18 protein-coding genes are annotated in these 17,092 nt (G+C 69.7%); 13 read left to right on the top strand and 5 right to left on the bottom strand.

The window, feature by feature from the left end:
• Positions 1-26: 26 nt before the first annotated feature.
• The 5 genes from ACIBH4_RS33700 (at position 27) to yjfF (ending at position 6,352) form a co-directional block, all read left to right on the top strand.
• Entirely contained in the window at positions 27-605 is a 579-nt protein-coding gene (locus ACIBH4_RS33700) for an XRE family transcriptional regulator (RefSeq protein WP_362765374.1), read from the top strand.
• 1,060 nt (positions 606-1,665) lie between these two features.
• The gene (locus ACIBH4_RS33695; protein ID WP_362511165.1) at positions 1,666-2,664 is read left to right on the top strand and encodes an ABC transporter substrate-binding protein; all 999 of its coding nucleotides are present in this window, start codon (positions 1,666-1,668) and stop codon (positions 2,662-2,664) included.
• 33 nt (positions 2,665-2,697) lie between these two features.
• Positions 2,698-4,209: a sugar ABC transporter ATP-binding protein gene (locus ACIBH4_RS33690; protein WP_362511161.1), complete on the top strand. Its 1,512-nt coding sequence runs from the start codon at positions 2,698-2,700 to the stop codon at positions 4,207-4,209.
• Complete coding sequence (locus ACIBH4_RS33685; RefSeq protein WP_362511158.1) at positions 4,206-5,360, top strand: ABC transporter permease; 1,155 nt, start codon at positions 4,206-4,208, stop codon at positions 5,358-5,360. The genes ACIBH4_RS33690 and ACIBH4_RS33685 overlap by 4 nt, the downstream gene beginning before the upstream one ends.
• On the top strand, positions 5,357-6,352 hold the full coding sequence (gene yjfF / locus ACIBH4_RS33680; protein ID WP_362511155.1) for a galactofuranose ABC transporter, permease protein YjfF: 996 nt from the start codon (positions 5,357-5,359) through the stop codon (positions 6,350-6,352). Before ACIBH4_RS33685 ends, yjfF begins: the two co-directional genes overlap by 4 nt.
• 113 nt (positions 6,353-6,465) lie before the next feature.
• Here the strand turns inward: yjfF and ACIBH4_RS33675 are convergent, their stop codons facing one another.
• Positions 6,466-7,092, bottom strand: a complete 627-nt coding sequence (locus ACIBH4_RS33675) for a helix-turn-helix domain-containing protein (protein ID WP_362511152.1) — start codon at positions 7,090-7,092, stop codon at positions 6,466-6,468.
• A gap of 40 nt (positions 7,093-7,132) precedes the next feature.
• Here ACIBH4_RS33675 and ACIBH4_RS33670 point away from each other — a divergent pair, with 40 nt between their 5' ends.
• The 6 genes from ACIBH4_RS33670 to pcaG all read left to right on the top strand — a co-directional run bounded on the left by ACIBH4_RS33670 (position 7,133) and on the right by pcaG (position 10,962).
• Entirely contained in the window at positions 7,133-7,822 is a 690-nt protein-coding gene (locus ACIBH4_RS33670; protein WP_362765371.1) for a hypothetical protein, read from the top strand.
• A gap of 261 nt (positions 7,823-8,083) precedes the next feature.
• Positions 8,084-8,863: a CoA transferase subunit A gene (locus tag ACIBH4_RS33665; RefSeq protein WP_362511146.1), complete on the top strand. Its 780-nt coding sequence runs from the start codon at positions 8,084-8,086 to the stop codon at positions 8,861-8,863.
• Complete coding sequence (locus tag ACIBH4_RS33660; RefSeq protein ID WP_362511143.1) at positions 8,860-9,489, top strand: CoA transferase subunit B; 630 nt, start codon at positions 8,860-8,862, stop codon at positions 9,487-9,489. Before ACIBH4_RS33665 ends, ACIBH4_RS33660 begins: the two co-directional genes overlap by 4 nt.
• Positions 9,486-9,620, top strand: a complete 135-nt coding sequence (locus ACIBH4_RS33655) for a hypothetical protein (protein WP_362511140.1) — start codon at positions 9,486-9,488, stop codon at positions 9,618-9,620. Before ACIBH4_RS33660 ends, ACIBH4_RS33655 begins: the two co-directional genes overlap by 4 nt.
• 6 nt (positions 9,621-9,626) lie before the next feature.
• On the top strand, positions 9,627-10,388 hold the full coding sequence (gene pcaH, locus ACIBH4_RS33650) for a protocatechuate 3,4-dioxygenase subunit beta (RefSeq protein WP_362511137.1): 762 nt from the start codon (positions 9,627-9,629) through the stop codon (positions 10,386-10,388).
• A gap of 49 nt (positions 10,389-10,437) precedes the next feature.
• Positions 10,438-10,962 carry a protocatechuate 3,4-dioxygenase subunit alpha gene (pcaG, locus tag ACIBH4_RS33645; RefSeq protein WP_362511134.1) on the top strand — a complete coding sequence of 175 codons (525 nt, stop codon included), beginning with the start codon at positions 10,438-10,440 and terminating at the stop codon, positions 10,960-10,962.
• A 194-nt stretch (positions 10,963-11,156) separates the two neighbouring features.
• Here pcaG and ACIBH4_RS33640 read toward each other — a convergent pair whose 3' ends face one another.
• Together ACIBH4_RS33640 and ACIBH4_RS33635 are read right to left on the bottom strand one after the other, a co-directional pair.
• A complete protein-coding gene (locus ACIBH4_RS33640) occupies positions 11,157-11,645 on the bottom strand; it encodes a GNAT family N-acetyltransferase (protein WP_362511131.1) in 489 nt (162 codons plus the stop codon).
• A 124-nt stretch (positions 11,646-11,769) separates the two neighbouring features.
• Positions 11,770-13,005, bottom strand: coding sequence for an MFS transporter (locus ACIBH4_RS33635; protein WP_362511128.1), 1,236 nt, complete (start codon positions 13,003-13,005; stop codon positions 11,770-11,772).
• A gap of 127 nt (positions 13,006-13,132) precedes the next feature.
• Here ACIBH4_RS33635 and ACIBH4_RS33630 point away from each other — a divergent pair, with 127 nt between their 5' ends.
• A complete protein-coding gene (locus ACIBH4_RS33630; RefSeq protein WP_362765365.1) occupies positions 13,133-14,596 on the top strand; it encodes a PLP-dependent aminotransferase family protein in 1,464 nt (487 codons plus the stop codon).
• A gap of 70 nt (positions 14,597-14,666) precedes the next feature.
• Here the strand turns inward: ACIBH4_RS33630 and ACIBH4_RS33625 are convergent, their stop codons facing one another.
• Together ACIBH4_RS33625 and ACIBH4_RS33620 are read right to left on the bottom strand one after the other, a co-directional pair.
• Positions 14,667-14,888, bottom strand: a complete 222-nt coding sequence (locus tag ACIBH4_RS33625; RefSeq protein WP_362511123.1) for a helix-turn-helix transcriptional regulator — start codon at positions 14,886-14,888, stop codon at positions 14,667-14,669.
• A complete protein-coding gene (locus tag ACIBH4_RS33620; protein WP_362511120.1) occupies positions 14,888-15,385 on the bottom strand; it encodes a DUF2975 domain-containing protein in 498 nt (165 codons plus the stop codon). The genes ACIBH4_RS33625 and ACIBH4_RS33620 overlap by 1 nt, the downstream gene beginning before the upstream one ends.
• Positions 15,386-15,517: 132 nt before the next feature.
• Here ACIBH4_RS33620 and argG point away from each other — a divergent pair, with 132 nt between their 5' ends.
• Positions 15,518-16,966 carry an argininosuccinate synthase gene (gene argG / locus ACIBH4_RS33615; protein WP_362511117.1) on the top strand — a complete coding sequence of 483 codons (1,449 nt, stop codon included), beginning with the start codon at positions 15,518-15,520 and terminating at the stop codon, positions 16,964-16,966.
• Positions 16,967-17,092 lie beyond the last annotated feature (126 nt).

The raw sequence follows: 17,092 nt of genomic DNA, 5'->3' as shown, positions 1-17,092 counted from the left end.
CCGGCTTCCCTGTGACAATTGGTCTCATGGACAAGATCGCTCAAGCTCTGTCCGAGGTCGGGCCTCGCCTCAAGCGGCTCAGGATCCAGCGTGAGATCACCCTCGCCGCGCTGTCCGAGGCGACCGGGATTTCGAAGAGCACGCTGTCTCGCTTGGAGTCCGGGCAGCGCAAGCCGAGCCTGGAGCTGTTGTTTCCCATCGCCCTGGCCCACCAGGTGCCGCTGGACGAGTTGGTCGGCACGCCCGAGGTGGGCGATCCCAGGGTCCGGCTCACGCCTCGCCGCGCGCACGGCCGGATCGTGGTCCCGCTCACCCGTCAGCCGGGGGGCATCGCCGCCTGGAAGATCCTCGTTCCCGCGGACCAGACCGAGCCCGATCCCAGGGTTCACGACGGCTATGAGTGGCTTTATGTGCTCTCCGGGCGGTTGAGGCTCGTGTTGGCCGACCATGACCTCGTGCTGGTCGCGGGTCAGGTCGCCGAGTTCGACACCCGGCTCCCGCACTGGTTCGGCAGCGCGGGGGCGGGGGCGGTGGAGATCCTCAGCCTCTTCGGCCCCCAGGGGGAGCGCATGCACGTCCGCGCCCAGCCCCGGGCCAAAGGATAGCGCCGCACGGGAGGGTCTCTCCGTGCCGGTGGAGCGGAGGGCGGGTGCCGACGAGAAGAGAGGGAGGCCGGCGAATCGAATTGTCGCGGTCGAGGCCGTCGGTGGCCGTCGGCGCTTCCCGGGAGCCGCCCGGCGGGCACGGTCGGCTCGGGACGCACGGCCGGGCTCCCGTCGCACGATTCCGGGTGAGACTTTTTGTTAGCGTTAACACCTCGCGTCGGTTTTCACGCCACCTTCTTGGAAAAGTACGCCCTTGGGAAAACGTCTCGCGAAGGAAGGATGCGTGCCGCCGGGTGGCGGTGCGGCCATCGCGATGCGGGAGGCGGCCCGGTTACTGATATGTTTCAAACACGAGTTTTGTCGTTAACGTAACCGCTGTCAATACCCATTTTCCGCTCTCCGGTCTCGTGGTGGAGCCGAACCGGTATCGGGGTGGGGTGCGGAGCGCATGCCCGTGGCGGTCGGCGGAGAGCCTCGCGACCGCCGCCCCGCGTCGCCGCCCCTCGCGCGTTTTCCGGTGTTTCCGGTGGGCGGTGTATCCCGGTCCTGCTCCGTGTCCAGGTCGGCTCTCCCGGAGCCGGGAGTCATGGTGAGTAATGTCCTCGCCTGTGGCAGTGGATGGTCGAGGTCTAGCAGAGCCCAGGTTTCCGGTGTGATTAGACCGTAATAAGGCGACCGCTTGACGGCACGGTTGTTAGCGTTCACAGTCTTGTCCAACGCAAGATGAGGAGCGGCCGTGCAGACAGGTGTGGAGCTCCAACCGCCGGTAACGGCCGAGGCGAGCATGTCGCGCCAGACGGTCGCCCGGCTACACAACGGACCTTCGGGCGCGTGGGAGAAAACACGCGACCGGAGACTGCGGAACTGTGAAGTGGTGTGGTATCGACGTGCCGTCATAGCAGGTCCAGGCGTCGGGCGTGGTGCGCGGACATCCATCGCGTGCCCTCGATCGCCTTGCGGGTGAGCGGCACTTCGTCGACGCGGCCGTCAACCCGGACGACCGGCGCCAATCATGGTCCTCCGTTCAAATGTTAACGCTCACATAGAAGGACATCCCCCCATGTTCCGAAAGATCTCAGCGCTCGTCCTGGCGGGCGTCATGGCCGCGGCGATGACAGGTTGCAGCAGTACGGAAGGACCGGACACCGCCGACGCCGGCGGCGCCGGAGCCGGTGCCAACGACACGATCGTGATGGGCTTCTCCCAGGTGGGTGCCGAAAGCGGGTGGCGCACCGCCAACACCAAGTCGGTGCAGGAGTCGGCGAAGAGCGCCGGCATCGAGCTGAAGTTCTCCGACGCCCAGCAGAAGCAGGAGAACCAGATCAAGGCGATCCGGTCCTTCGTCCAGCAGAAGGTCGACGTCATCGCGTTCTCGCCGGTGGTGGAGTCCGGCTGGGACACCGTGCTGAAGGAGGCGCAGAACGCCAAGATCCCGGTGATCCTGACCGACCGGGCGGTGGACTCCGCGGACAAGACCCTGTACAAGACCTTCCTCGGCTCCGACTTCGTGGAGGAGGGCAGGAAGGCCGGCCAGTGGCTGGTGGAGGAGTACAAGGACTCCACCGACCCGGTGAACATCGTCGAGCTCCAGGGCACCACCGGCTCGGCCCCGGCCAACGACCGCAAGGAGGGCTTCGGTGAGGTGATCGCGGCCGACTCGAAGTTCAAGATCGCCGCTTCGCAGACCGGTGACTTCACCCGGGCCAAGGGCAAGGAGGTCATGGAGGCGTTCCTGAAGTCCACCCCGGACATCGACGTGCTGTTCGCGCACAACGACGACATGGGGCTGGGTGCCATCGAGGCGATCGAGGGCGCGGGCAAGGTGCCTGGCAAGGACATCAAGATCATCACCATTGACGCCGTGAAGGACGGGATGCAGGCCCTGGCCGACGGGAAGATCAGCTACATCGTCGAGTGCAGCCCGCTGCTTGGCCCCCAGCTGATGGACCTGGCCAAGAAGGTCGTCGCCGGTGAGCAGGTCCCCGAGCGCGTGGTGACCGAGGAGACCACCTTCACCCAGGAGCAGGCGAAGGAAGCCCTCCCCAACCGCCAGTACTGAGCCGCCCACCTGGGAAAGAGAGGAGAGCGCGGCATGGACCAACCGGCACCGATCGTACGGATGAGCGGAATCGGCAAACGATTCCCCGGCGTCAAGGCCCTGGATGATGTCGGCTTCCGTTTGCTGCCGGGCGAAGTGCACGCGCTGATGGGAGAGAACGGCGCGGGGAAGTCGACACTGATCAAAGTCCTGACCGGCGTGTACGGCGTCGACGAGGGCGAGATCGAGCTGGCCGGGAAGCCTGTCGCCTTCTCCAGTCCGTCCGCCGCCCAGCAGGCCGGTATCAGCACGGTCTACCAGGAGGTCAACCTGTGCGGGAACCTCTCGGTGGCGGAGAACATCTTCGTGGGCCGCGAACCCCGCCGTTTCGGCCGCATCCGGTGGCGGGAGATGCGCCGCCGGGCCGAGGAACTGATGGACGGCCTGGATCTGCACATCGATGTGTCGGCGCCGCTGGCGTCGTGCTCGCTGGCCGTCCAGCAGATGGTGGCGATCGCCAGGGCGGTCGACATCGAGGCCAAGGTGCTGATCCTCGACGAGCCGACCTCCAGCCTCGACGCCGGCGAGGTGGCCCAGCTGTTCCGGGTGATGCGCCGGCTGAAGGAAAAGGGCATCGCCATCCTGTTCGTCTCGCACTTCCTCGACCAGATCTACGAGATATCGGATCGCATGACGATCCTGCGCAACGGGAAGCTCGTGGGGGAGTACCTCACCCGCGAGCTCTCCCAGGTCGACCTGGTCGCCAAGATGATCGGGCGGGAGCTGGCCGATCTGGAGAAACTCGAAGGAAAGCCGCCCGCTCGGGTCGCGGAGCCGCTGGTGGAGGCGAGCGATCTCGGGCGGGCGGGCGGTGTCAACCCCTTCACGCTCACCATCAGGCAGGGTGAGGTGATCGGGCTGGCCGGGCTGCTCGGCTCCGGCCGTACCGAACTGGCGCGCCTGCTGTTCGGCGCCGACCACGCCGACAGCGGCTCGCTGCGGGTCGAGGGCAGGCGGATCGCGCTGCGCACACCGAGGGCGGCGATGAACCATAAGATCGCCTTCTGCTCGGAGAACCGCCGGGCGGAGGGACTCGTCGACGAGCTCACGGTGCGGGAGAACATCGTCCTCGCGCTGCAGGCCGCGCGCGGCTGGAGCAGGCCGTTGTCCCGGCGCAAGCAGGACGAGCTGGTCGCCAAGTACATCGCCACGCTGAACATCCGGCCGGGTGATCCCGAGCAACCGGTCCGCACCCTCAGCGGAGGCAACCAGCAGAAGGTGCTGCTGGCCCGGTGGTTGATCATGGAACCCCGGCTGCTCATCCTTGACGAGCCCACCCGGGGGATCGACGTCGGTGCGAAGGCGGAGATCCAGCGGCTGGTCGTCGAGCTGTCCGACGGTGGCATGGCCGTGCTGTTCATCTCCGCTGAGCTGGAGGAGGTCCTGCGGCTCAGCCACCGGGTCGGGGTGCTGCGCGACCGTACGCTGATCGCCCAGCTCGACAACGACGACGCGCTCACCACCGATGTCCTGATGCAGAAAATCGCGAGTGGAGCACCGGTATGAGCCCTGTGGGAAACGGCGCCTTCGGTGCCCTCGGCGCGCTGACGCGGCACCGGCTGCTCTGGCCCGCCGTGATCCTGGGCGCGTTGCTCGCGCTCAACGTGGTGTTCACCGACAACTTCCTGAACGTGCAGATGAGGGACGGCCACCTCTACGGCAGCCTCATCGACATCCTCCGCTTCGGGGCGCCGCTGATCCTGGTCTCGCTGGGCATGACGCTCGTCATCGCCACCGGCGGCATCGACCTGTCGGTCGGATCGGTGGTGGCGATCAGCGGGGCGCTGGCCTGCATGCAGATCAGCGACCTGGCCGATCAGAACGCCGTCGGCGGGGTGCTGTCGGCGATCGGCCTCACGCTGTTGGTGATACTCGTGCTCGGGGCCTGGAACGGGTTCCTGGTGGCCGCCATCGGCATCCAGCCGATCATCGCGACGCTGATCCTCATGGTCGCGGGACGGGGTCTGGCCCAGCTGATCACCGACGGGCAGATCATCACGATCAACAGCAGCCCGTACAAGCTGATCGGCGGCGGCTACTGGCTCACGCTCCCGTTCGGCATCCTCATCGTGATCGCGCTGATCGCGCTGACCGCCTTTCTTACCCGGCGGCTCGCATTGGGCATGTTCATCGAGTCGGTCGGCGGCAACGCCGAGGCCAGCAGGCTGTCCGGGATCCGCTCCCGGGGCGTGCTGATCGTGGCATACACCTTCTGCGGGCTGTGCGCGGGCATCGCGGGTCTGATGATCAGTTCCAACGTGTCCAGCGCGGACGGCAACAACGCCGGCCTGTGGATCGAGCTGGACGCGATCCTGGCCGTCGTCATCGGCGGCACCTCGCTGGCGGGGGGCCGGTTCTCGCTCAGCGGCACCGTGCTGGGGGCGCTGATCATCCAGACCCTGACCACCACGATCTACTCGATCGGCGTGCCGCCCGAGACGACGCTGCTGTTCAAGGCCCTCGTGGTGACCATCGTGTGCCTGCTGCAGTCGCCCGCCTTCCGGCAGAAGGCGTTCGGGTGGAGCAGACGTCCTGCCCCACCGCCTCCGGTTCCCAAGGAGGAGCCCGGCCGCCCCTCCGCGGGTCCGGGCGCCGTCGCCGAGCAGGCGCGGGAAGAGGGCGGGCAGGCAAGGGAAGAGACTGTGAGGAACAGATGACGACGGACACCATCACGGCCGGTCCTGCCGGGCGGCTCGCGATCCCCCGCAGGTACGTTCCGGTCGCGGTGACCGCGGGCCTGCTCATCGCGATGTTCACGGTCGGCGGCATCCGGTACGAGGGGTTCGCCAGCGGCCAGGTGATACTCAACGTCTTCGTCGACAACGCCTTCCTGCTCGTCGTCGGCGTCGGCATGACGTTCGTGATCCTCGCCGGCGGCATCGACCTGTCGGTGGGCGCGGTGGTGGCGCTGTCCACGATGATCACGGCCAGTCTCGTCACGAACCAGGGCTGGCCGGCGCCGGTGGTGATCGTGCTGGTGCTGGCCGTCGGCGCGGCGCTGGGAGCCGGGATGGGGGCGATCATCCATTACTTCCAGGTCCAGCCCTTCATCGCGACCCTCGCCGGGATGTTCCTGGCGCGCGGTCTGTGCTACACGATCGGCACCGACTCGATCCCGATCACCGACGGTCTCTTCACCGCCTTCGCGCAGACCAGGATCGACCTGGTCGGAGAGATGTGGATCTCGCCCAGCGTGGTGATCGCCACGGTGGTGGTGCTGGTCGCCGCGTACGTGCTGCACTACACGCGTCTGGGCCGCACGGTCTACGCCGTCGGCGGCAGCGAGCAGTCGGCGCTGCTCATGGGTCTTCCTGTGGGACGGACGAAGATCGCCGTCTACACGATCAGCGGGTTGTGCTCCGCGCTCGGCGGGATCCTGCTGTCCTTCTACATGCTGTCCGGGTACGGCCTGCACGCCGTCGGCATGGAACTGGACGCCATCGCGGCCGTGGTCATCGGCGGCACGCTGCTCACCGGCGGTTCCGGGTATCTCTTCGGCACCGTTCTGGGCATTCTCGTCCTCGGCCTGACCCAGACGATCATCAGCTTCGAGGGAACCCTCAGCTCCTGGTGGACCAAGATCTTCATCGGCCTGCTGCTGTTCGCCTTCATCCTGCTGCAGCGGCTCATCGGCGTCCGGCGGACCTGAGACTCGGCACGGCCGTCCAGGACCCCGGACGGCCGTGCCCGACTCTGCGTCCTCCTCCGGCGCGCAGGCGCGGGTCCTGGCCCGGGGAGCCGACGGCGGCGCGGAAGGCGGCTTCACTCCAGAAGCTGGCGGGCCAGCGCCTCGCCCCACCACCGCTCGACGCGGCCGGGTGACCAGCCGCGCTCGACGGTGAGCGTGGTGTAGACGTCGACGTTGCACAGGGCCGCATAGACATCGACGGCGGACCGTACGTCCAGGCCGCTCCGCAGGACGCCGTCCGGCCAGGAGGAGAACACCAGTATCCGGGTCTCATCGCCTCGCCTGCGGCCGTCGTGGTAGGCCGTCGCCAGCTCGGGCTCGGTGCGGGCCGCCTCGCGTACCAGCGCGATGACGTCGCCCGCGCGTTCGAACAGCCGCCGGTCGTAGGCGGCCATCGCCGCGAGTTGCCGCTCGGGGGACGCGGTCGAGGACTCCAGCTCTTGCAGCATCCGCGAGGCGTCGGCCGACAGGTCGGCCGAGTCCGCCAGCGCCCGGGTGAGCCCCGCCTTGTTCCCGTACGCGGCGTAGACCGTCGGTGTGGAGACTCCCGCCTCGCGGGCGACGTCTCGCACGGTGGTCGCCGCCCACCCCTGGGAGACGAACAGCCCGCGGGCGGCGCGGGCGATCTCCGCCCGGGTCTCCCGCGCCTGCGTCGCCCGGCGCAACGAGTCGTAACGGCGCCGGTCCGGCTCTGCGCTCACTGGCTTCCTTCAATCATTTTACGCTGCTTATAATGAATAAATGTTACGTCAAACGTTCGGAGGGGCCGCCCTGGGCTTCTCCCGGATCACCGGTATCGCCGCCCTCGGCTTCGCCGGTGCGATCGTCCTCGCCAACGCGATTATGGTCCCCGCGGGTCTGCCGCTCACCAGTGCCGAGATCGGCGAGGTCAACGCGTTCTTCGGCGCCAGGGGCGACGCCGTCGCCGTCGCGTCCGCCCTCACTCCCGCAGCCTGGCTCCTGGCGACCCTGTTCGGCGCGGGCGCGGTCTCCGCGCTGCGGCGTTCGGAGCGCGACCGGGGCGAGGCGTGGTCACTGCTCGGATTCGCCGGCCTGGCGCTGCAGAACGCCACCTTCGCCGCGGTGATCGCGATCCGCCTCGCGCTCACCTCGACGGCCGCGCCCGGCAATGCCACGACCGGGGGGTTGTGGGTCCTGCACGACGCGCTGTTCACCCTCAACGGCACGTTCCTCGCGCTCGCCCTCATCGGCCTGTCCGTCGCCGGCCTGCGCGCCGGTCTCATCCGGCCGTGGCACGGCACCCTGGGGCTGACAGCGGCCGCGCTGCTGTTCGGCTCCGCCACCCTCACGCCCCTGATCATCGACCACGCCGGTCCCCTCGGTCTCCTCGGTCTCGCCGGTTGGCTGATGTGGGTCGTCTGGATCATCGCGTACGGCCTCACCCTGATCCGGCTGAACCCCGCCCCGTGACGTCGCGGCGAGCGGTGCGGGTGCGGGCGGACCGGCGGTCGCCCGGTCGCGCAGGTCGCCCGCGGCTTCGGTCGTGCCCAGAACGGTTCGCGGCGCGCAAGCGGCTCTTTCGTCCCGTACGGGTGCGGCCACCGGAACCGGGCCCGGCTCGACGGGCCGGTGAACGAGAGGGCTTTGACAGGAAAGTCGCGGATAAGCATACTCGGATGCGCAATAGTGAACGAAAGTTCGCACAGCGAACGCATGGCGGGACGGAGTGTCGTGCGCAGGGACAAGGTGGTCGCCGACGCCGCGGAGGCGCTGGCGGATGTGCGTGACGGCGCGTCGTTCGCGGTGGGCGGGTTCGGCCTGAGCGGCATCCCGAACGTGCTGATCCAGGCCCTGTACGACACGGGCGTACGCGGCATCGGCGTGGTGTCGAACAACTGCGGAGTGGACGGCGGCGGCCTGGGCGTCCTGCTCGCGGCCGGGCGGATCGGCCGGGTGACGGCCTCCTACATCGGTGACAACAGGGAGTTCGCCCGGCAGTATCTGAACGGGGAGCTGGAGGTGGAGCTGACCCCGCAGGGCAGCCTGGCCGAGCGGCTGCGCGCGGGAGGCTGCGGCATCCCCGCCTTCTACACCCCGGCCGGAGTCGGCACGCCGGTCGCCGAGGGCGGGCTGCCGCTGCGGCACGGCCCGGACGGCTCGGTGCTGCTCGCCTCGCCGCCCAAGGAGGTGCGCGAGTTCGGCGGACGGGACTACGTGCTGGAGTACGGCATCACCACCGACTTCGCGCTGGTGCGGGCGGCCAGGGGAGACCGGTACGGCAACCTCGTGTTCAACAAGGCCGCCGCGAACTTCAACCCGCTGGCCGCGATGGCCGGCCGGGTCACGATCGCCGAGGTCGAGGAGCTGACCGAGCTCGATCCCGACGAGGTCCACCTGCCAGGCGTGTTCGTCCAGCGCGTCGTGCGGCTCACCCCGGAACAGACCGCCGACAAGGCCGTCGAACGGCGCACCACCTCCGCTCCCGCGCCTCGGGAGGAGGACGCCTCATGAGCTGGAGTCGTGACCAGATGGTCGCGCGCGCGGCGGCCGAGCTGCGCGACGGCGACTACGTCAACCTCGGCATCGGCCTGCCCACCCGCATCCCCTCCTTCCTGCCGGCGGAGGTGGACGTGATCCTGCACTCGGAGAACGGCATCCTGGGCGTCGGCCCCTACCCCGCTCCCGACGACGTCGACCCCGACCTGATCAACGCCGGCAAGGAGACCGTGACCGTGCTCGCGGGCGCGTCGTTCTTCGACTCCTCGCTGTCGTTCGGCATGATCCGCGGTGGTCACATCGACGTGGCGGTGCTGGGCGCGATGCAGGTCTCGGCCCGCGGCGACCTCGCCAACTGGATGGTCCCCGGCAGGCTCGTGAAAGGCATGGGCGGCGCGATGGACCTGGTCCACGGTGCCCGCAGGGTCATCGTGATCATGGAGCACACCGCGAAGGACGGCTCGCCGAAGATCGTCGAGGAGTGCTCGCTGCCCCTCACGGGCAAGGGGTGCGTGCACCGGATCATCACAGACCTCGGAGTCCTCGACGTCACGGGGGAAGGACTGGCGCTGGTGGAGACCGCGCCCGGGGTGAGCCCGGCGCAGCTGCGCGATCGTACTGGCGCGCGGGTGAGAGAGTGAGGACGGTCTTCGCCGAGGACGCCGTACGCGCACCGTCCGGCCGTCAGGACGCCGACGATCCCGCCGCGCACGCCACAAGGACCCTCGCGTCCGGCTCCGGCCGGGACCCGGCCCTCGTTCCCGGAAGGTAGGAGTTCATGTCAACACCGCCCACGCAGGCCGACATCGACCGCGAGATCGCCGAGCTCCGCGAGCTCCGCGAGCCCCGCGAAGCCGGGGAGAGACACCACCCGTCCCGCGACTACGCCCCCTACCGCAGCACCGCGCTCCGTCACCCCGGGCAACCGCTGATCGCGCTCAAGGACCCGGACGCGGCCGAGCTCACCGGGCCGGTCTTCGGCGTCACCGACGTCACCGCGCTCGACGCCGACCTGACCAGGCAGCATCTCGGCGAGCCGCTGGGCGAGCGCATCACCGTGCACGGCCGCGTCCTCGACAGGAACGGACGCCCGGTGCGCGGCCAGCTCGTGGAGGTATGGCAGGCCAACGCCTCCGGCCGCTACCCGCACCAGCGCGACGACCACCCGGCCCCGCTCGACCCCAACTTCACCGGGGTCGGCCGCTGCCTCACCGACGACGACGGCGGCTACGCCTTCACCACGATCAAGCCCGGCGCCTACCCGTGGCGCAACCACGTCAACGCCTGGCGTCCCGCGCACATCCACTTCTCCGTCTTCGGTACCGCCTTCGCCCAGCGCCTGGTCACCCAGATGTACTTCCCGAACGACCCGCTGTTCCCCTACGACCCCATCCTCAACTCCGTGACCGACGACCGAGCCAGGCAGCGCCTGGTCGCCGCCTACGAGCACGACCTGTCCGTCCCCGAGTGGTCCCTCGGCTACCGGTGGGACATCGTCCTGGACGGCCCCGCCGCCACCTGGACGGAGGAGAGCCGTTGACCTCCTCCCCAGGGCCGAGGCCCGGGGCCTCCGCGCTCAAGGAGTTTCGATGAACCCGACCCCCTCGCAGACCGTCGGCCCCTTCTACGGCTACGCGCTCCCGTTCCCCGGCGGCGGCGACATCGCGACCGGCGGGATCATCGTGCACGGCTACGTGTACGACGGCGCCGGCGCCCCGGTGCCGGACGCGCTGCTGGAGTTCTGGCAGGCCGCCCCGTCCGGCGACCTCACCGGCGCGCCGGGCACGTTGCGCCGCGACGCGGTGAACGGCGCGGTCCTCGGCAGGAACGGTGTCGACTTCACCGGCTTCGGCAGGGTTCCCACCGACGCCGACGGCCGCTGGACGCTGCGCACCCTCGTGCCGGGCAACGGCTACATCAGCGTGTGCGTGTTCGCCCGCGGCCTGCTGCACCACCTCTACACCCGGATCTACCTCGCCCACGACGCCTTCCTCGACTCGATGCCGCCCGAGCGCGCGCACACGCTGCTGGCCACGCCGGAGCGAGAGGGCGTCCACCGCTTCGACGTCCACCTGCAGGGCGAGAAAGAGACGATCTTCTTCGACCTCGGCTGAACAGCGGCCGCCCACCGCGAGCGAGTCCGTCCGCCGCGCCGTGCGCGACGTCGGGCGTGTGGAGCGCCCATCCACCGCGAGCGAGTCCGTCCGCCCTGCGGTGCGTGACACCCGGCGCGGGAAGCACCTCCACGGTCATGGCGCCGGTGCCGGCGGGGTCGCGTGTCACCCGCGACCCCGCCGGCGCCGCGCGATCAGAGGGACCTGTACATGATGTGCAGTCCGACGTAGCCCTTGTCCGGATGCTCGAAGCCCTCCGGCAGGGTCGCCAGCACCTCGAAGCCCAGCGAGCGCCACAGTGCCACCGCCCGGGTGTTGGTCTCCACGACGGCGTTGAACTGCATCGCCCGATAGCCCTCGGCGCGCGCCCACTCCAGGACGTGCTCGCCCAGGGCCCGCCCGACGCCGCGCCCGGCGTGGCCGGGGTCGACCATGAAGCTCGCACTGGCGATGTGCGAGGCGGGCCCCATGTGGTTGGGATACATCTTGGCCGAGCCCAGGACGGTCCCGTCGGCGTCGACGGCGACGACCGTGCGGCCCGGAGGTTCGGGAAACCACAGCTCCCGGGCCCGCTCCTCGCTGACGTCGCGGTCCCAGGTGTAGGTCTCGCCGGCGGCCACGATCCGGTGCAGGAAAGGCCAGATCGCCGGCCAGTCGCCGGACGTCGCATCTCTGATCAGCATGACGCCCAGCATGCTGTTCGAGGTGGTGGAGCCACAAACCGTTTTTCGCGGAAAAGCGGGAAGGCGAGGGCGGCCCGGCGGCGGGCACCGCGCCACCGCTTCCTCCGCGGCATGGGCGGCCGTCTCACCGGCCACCCGTCGCCGTGATCGGCTCTGTGCGCCGGGTCCGCAGGGCCCAGCGCACGGCCGGTCCCATGGCGAGGCCGGCCAGCAGGAAAAGGCCACCGAGCACCAGCCAACCCGGAGTTCCCCAGGTGAGGATCAGCGTCGTGAGCAGTAGGGGGCCGAGCATCCTGGCGACCGCCGCACCGGACCCGAAGAAGCCCTGGTACTGGCCCTGCCTGTCGGCGGGGGCGAGATCGAATCCGATCTCCCAGGCGCCGGAGGCGTGCGCCATCTCGCCGAACACCTGAAGACAGGCCGCGAGGAGCAGGACGAACGCGGCGGCCCACGCCGAGGACCAGGCCGACGACAGGGCGAACACCGCGCACGCGGCGAACAGCACCGCACCCGCCCGCCGCACGGACCGGGAGGCGGTCTCCAGATCCGTGACCCGCCGGGCCACCCGTACCTGGAACAGCACGACGCCCAGAGTGTTGAGGACCAGCAGGGCCGAGACCGTCCAGTTCGGGGCCTCGGTCCGCTGGACGATCCACAGGGGGATGACCAGGCTGAGCAGTGGCATGTTCAGCAGCGTGACCATGTTGAGCAGGGAGATGAGCGCGTACGGCCTGTCCCTGAGCACCGCCAGTGCCGGTTCGCCCGCCGGTGCGGCCGCGGTGGGCGGCACCGGGGGAAGGCGGAGCAGGATCAGGGCCGAGAGCAGGAAGCTCAGCGCGTCCATCGCGAGGACCGCCAAATAGGCGGCCCGGGTGTCGAGGTGCAGTGCCACCCCGCCGAGCGCGGCGCCTACAGCCAGCCCGGCGTTCGCCGTCGCCTGCAGGTGGGCCCGGATCCGGGTGCGCCGCTCCCTGTCCACCAGGCCGGCGAGCAGCGCCTGCCTGGCCGCGGCGAGACCGCACTGCGAGGTCGCGTACAGGCAGGCGACCACCACGAACAAGGGAAAGGAGTGGACGAACAGAAACGAGCCCACCGAGGCGGCGGTGGCGACGGCGAGCAGGACCGCCGTGCCGCGAGGTCCACGGCGGTCGGCGAGGTGGCCGAGCGGGACCCCCGCCACGAAGCCGACGGCCCAGCCGAGTGTGAGCGCGAAGCCGACCTGGGTCGGCGAGAGTCCCACGATCCGGATGAAGTAGAGCGCCGAGCACACGTAGTACGCGCCGTCCCCGATGGAATTGGTGAGCTGTGCGAGGGCGAGGACTCTGGGCGGCCCGGCAGGGGGCATGATCCGGCTGAACACGGGACTCCTCGGTCGCTACGTGGCCGACATGGCTCCTCGCCGGCCCAGGGGCAACCATATGGAGCCGATTGACCCCGCATAAGATCCAATATGAGGGCAACTCATTGGGCCAATACGAGAGGGCGAGATGGACTTCCACGTGAGCCTCACCGGGCGCGGCGACCTGTCCGCCCGCATCTACCGGCAGCTCCTGGACGCCGTCCTCGACGGTCGCCTGCGCCCGGGGGAGCGCCTGCCCGCGACCCGGGAGCTGGCGCGGCGGCTCGACGTGTCGCGCAACACCGTGGCCGTCGCCTACGAGCGGCTGGCCGCCGAGGGGATTCTCGTCGGCCAGGTCGGGGCGGGCACCTTCGTGTGCACCGAGCCCCTCACCGGGCCCCTCACCGGGCCCCTCGCCGGAGTCCGCTCGAGGAACGCTCCCGCGGGCGGCGTACGTCCCCGCCGCCACTGGCGCCTTGAGACCGCACCGCCGGCCGAACCGGAAGGGGAGCCGGTCTACGACTTCGGGGTGGGCGTTCCCGACGCGCAGCTGTTCCCGCTCGAAACGTGGCGCAGGCTTGTCACCCGCGAGTTGCGCCCGGCGCTGGCGCGCTCCGCCGGTTACGGCGATCCCTCAGGACACGCGGGACTGCGAGAGGCGCTCGCCCGCCACGTCGGCGTCTCCCGCTCGGTGCGGGCGAGCGCCGACGACGTTCTCGTCACGCAGGGAGCCCAGCAGGCACTCGACCTGATCGGCCGCGTCATGATCGAGCCCGGCTGCCGCGTGGCCGTCGAGGAGCCCGGCTACCCTCCGGCCAGGCTGCTGTTCGAGTCGCTGGGCGCGCGGGTCGTCGGCGTCCCCGTCGACGGGGAGGGACTGGACGTGGCGGCCCTTCCCGACTCAGCCCGCCTCGTCTACGTCACGCCGTCCCATCAGTTCCCGCTGGGGATGCCGATGTCCCTCGGCCGCCGCGCCGCGCTGCTCGAATGGGCCGGGCGGCGCGGGGCCGTGGTGATCGAGGACGACTACGACAGCGAGTTCCGTTTCGAGGACCGTCCGCTCGAACCGCTCCAAAGCCTCGACCGCGGCGGTCACGTCGTCTACGTCGGCTCCTTCTCCAAGACGATGCTGCCGATGCTGAGACTGGGCTTCCTGGTCGCCCCCGCCTCGCTCCAGCCCGCCCTGCGCGCCGCCAAGCGGCTCACCGACTGGTGCGGAGACCTTCCCAGCCAGGCGGCGCTGGCCGCTTTCATCGGCGAGGGCCTGCTCGGGCGGCACGTCCGCAAGGCGACGCGCGAGTACGCGGCCCGCCGCGAGCGAATCGTCACTGTCCTGCGGCGTGACCTTCGCGACTGGCTGGAGCCGGTTCCCTCCGCCGCCGGCCTCCACCTCTGCGCCTATCTGACCCCGGCCGCAGGGGCCGACACGGCCCCTGTGAGGGCGTACGCGCGAAAGGCGGGTATCGCGCTGCAGGACCTCGCCCCCTACTACGGCGAGACCTCCGCGCGGGCGGGACTGCTGCTCGGGTACGGTTCGATCCCCACGGAGAGAGTCGAACCTGGTCTGAGGCTGCTCGCCGAGAGCTTCCGCGAGACGCGGAGGTCCCGGTGATCGGCGCAGGAGAACGTGGGGTGTCCGGCCGCTGACACGGTCCGCCGGATCCTGGCGCCGAGTGCCGGCGTCATCCGTCCGCGGCGTCCTCGGCCTGCCAGCGCAGCAGGTCTCCCGGCTGGCACTCCAGCACCTCGCAGAGCGCGGCGAGCGTCGTGAAGCGCACCGCCTTGGCGCGGCCGTTCTTGAGCACCGCCAGGTTGGCGGGCGTGATCCCGACGCGGTCCGCGAGCTCGCCCACGGACATCTTCCGCCTGGCCAGCATGACGTCGATGTCGACGGTGATCGGCATCAGATCACCTCCTCCAGCTCTGCCCGCATCCGCGCCGCCTCCACGTCGCGTGCGACGGCCTGGGCGAGCAGCATCCGCAGCACGAGCACGACGAGCGCCACCCCCAGGACCGCCGTGGCGGCCCCGCAGATCAGCAGGACCATGCCCGGGGGGACCGGGTCGCCCGGCGCCAGGAGGACCGCGAGCGCGAACACCAGGAGGGCGGCCGCCGTGATCGCGCCGATCACGGTGTGAACGTACCGGAAGGCGGCGTGGGAGAACACGGTTCCGCGTCGCACCATCGTCACCAGCCGCCACACACAGACCAGGACGACCTGGATCGTCACCACGCCCAGGAAGACGATCACGAGGAGCGGGGCGCGCAGGTACGCGACGTCCGCGTCGAGCGCCTCCAGGTCGACGGCGAACAACGGCACCATCACCGCCTGGACGAACACCGATCCGGCGAGCAACACCACGAGCACGGCGCGAAGCGCGAGCACCGTTAATCTTCCCATCGTCTCTCCCTCTATCGAGCAACGATGTAAATGTATCGATTTTCGATAGGTTCAGCAAGAAGTCGGGCTGCTCCGGGAGATGAAGAGCTGGAATTTTGCATAGTCATGCGTCGTGATGCATACTCTTGTCTCATGTCCAAGGTTCTCACCTCCTTGCCCGCGGGCGAGCGCGTCGGCATCGCCTTCTCCGGCGGCCTCGACACCTCGGTCGCCGTCGCGTGGATGCGCGACAAGGGTGCCGTTCCGTGCACCTACACCGCCGACATCGGCCAGTACGACGAGCCCGACATCGCCTCGGTGCCCGGCCGTGCGCTGGCGTACGGCGCCGAGATCGCACGCCTGGTCGACTGCCGCGCGGCGCTGGTCGAGGAGGGCCTGGCCGCGCTCACCTGCGGCGCGTTCCACATCCGCTCGGCCGGACGTCCCTACTTCAACACCACGCCGCTCGGTCGCGCCGTCACCGGGACCCTGCTGGTCCGGGCGATGATCGACGACGACGTGCAGATCTGGGGCGACGGCTCGACGTTCAAGGGCAACGACATCGAGCGGTTCTACCGCTACGGCCTGCTCGCGAACCCCCACCTGCGCATCTACAAGCCCTGGCTGGACGCCGACTTCGTCTCCGAGCTCGGCGGCCGCAGGGAGATGTCGGAGTGGCTGCTCGCCCACGGCCTGCCCTACCGTGACAGCACCGAGAAGGCATACTCGACCGACGCCAACATCTGGGGCGCCACCCACGAGGCCAAGACCCTGGAGCACCTCGACACCGGCATCGAGACCGTGAACCCGATCATGGGCGTGCGATTCTGGGATCCCGAGGTCGAGATCGCCACCGAGGTCGTGACCATCGGCTTCGAACAGGGCCGCCCGGTGACGATCAACGGCAAGGAGTTCGCCACCCCCGTCGACCTGGTGATGGAGGCGAACACGATCGGCGGGCGGCACGGCATGGGCATGTCCGACCAGATCGAGAACCGGGTGATCGAGGCCAAGAGCCGGGGCATCTACGAGGCGCCGGGGATGGCACTGCTGCACGCGGCGTACGAGCGGCTGGTCAACGCGATCCACAACGAGGACACCCTGGCGAGCTACCACAACGAGGGACGGCGGCTCGGCCGGCTGATGTACGAGGGCCGCTGGCTCGACCCGCAGGCGCTGATGCTGCGAGAGTCGCTGCAGCGCTGGGTCGGCACGGCGATCACCGGCGAGGTGACGCTGCGGCTGCGCCGCGGTGAGGACTACTCGATCCTGGACACCTCGGGACCGGCCTTCAGCTACCACCCGGACAAGCTGTCGATGGAGCGCACCGAGGACTCGGCGTTCGGCCCGGTGGACCGGATCGGCCAGCTCACCATGCGCAACCTCGACATCGCCGACTCGCGCGCCAAGCTGGAGCAGTACGCCGGCCTCGGCATGGTCGGCACCACCCACCCCGCGCTCATCGGCGCAGCCCAGGCGGCCTCGACCGGGCTGATCGGCGCGATGCCACGCGGTGGCGCGGAGGCCATCGCCTCGCGCGGCGAGGTCTCCGACGACGACGAGATGCTCGACCGCGCCGCGATGGAGTTCGGCACCGACTGACAGAGACGATGTAGGTGAGCACCTTCCGCCGGGGGCTGACCCACCGAGTGACCGGCTTGGGGTCTTCGACAGGATCCGTCCTTCGAGGACTCACCCGCCGGCCTCTCGGTCGCCCGCGTGCGGGAA

It is taken from the genome of Streptosporangium sp. NPDC050284, assembly GCF_044459525.1.
Taxonomy (GTDB): Bacteria; Actinomycetota; Actinomycetes; order Streptosporangiales; family Streptosporangiaceae; genus Streptosporangium.
Note: the sequence above shows the minus strand (reverse complement) of the source record. Positions and strands in the feature narration are given on the sequence as shown.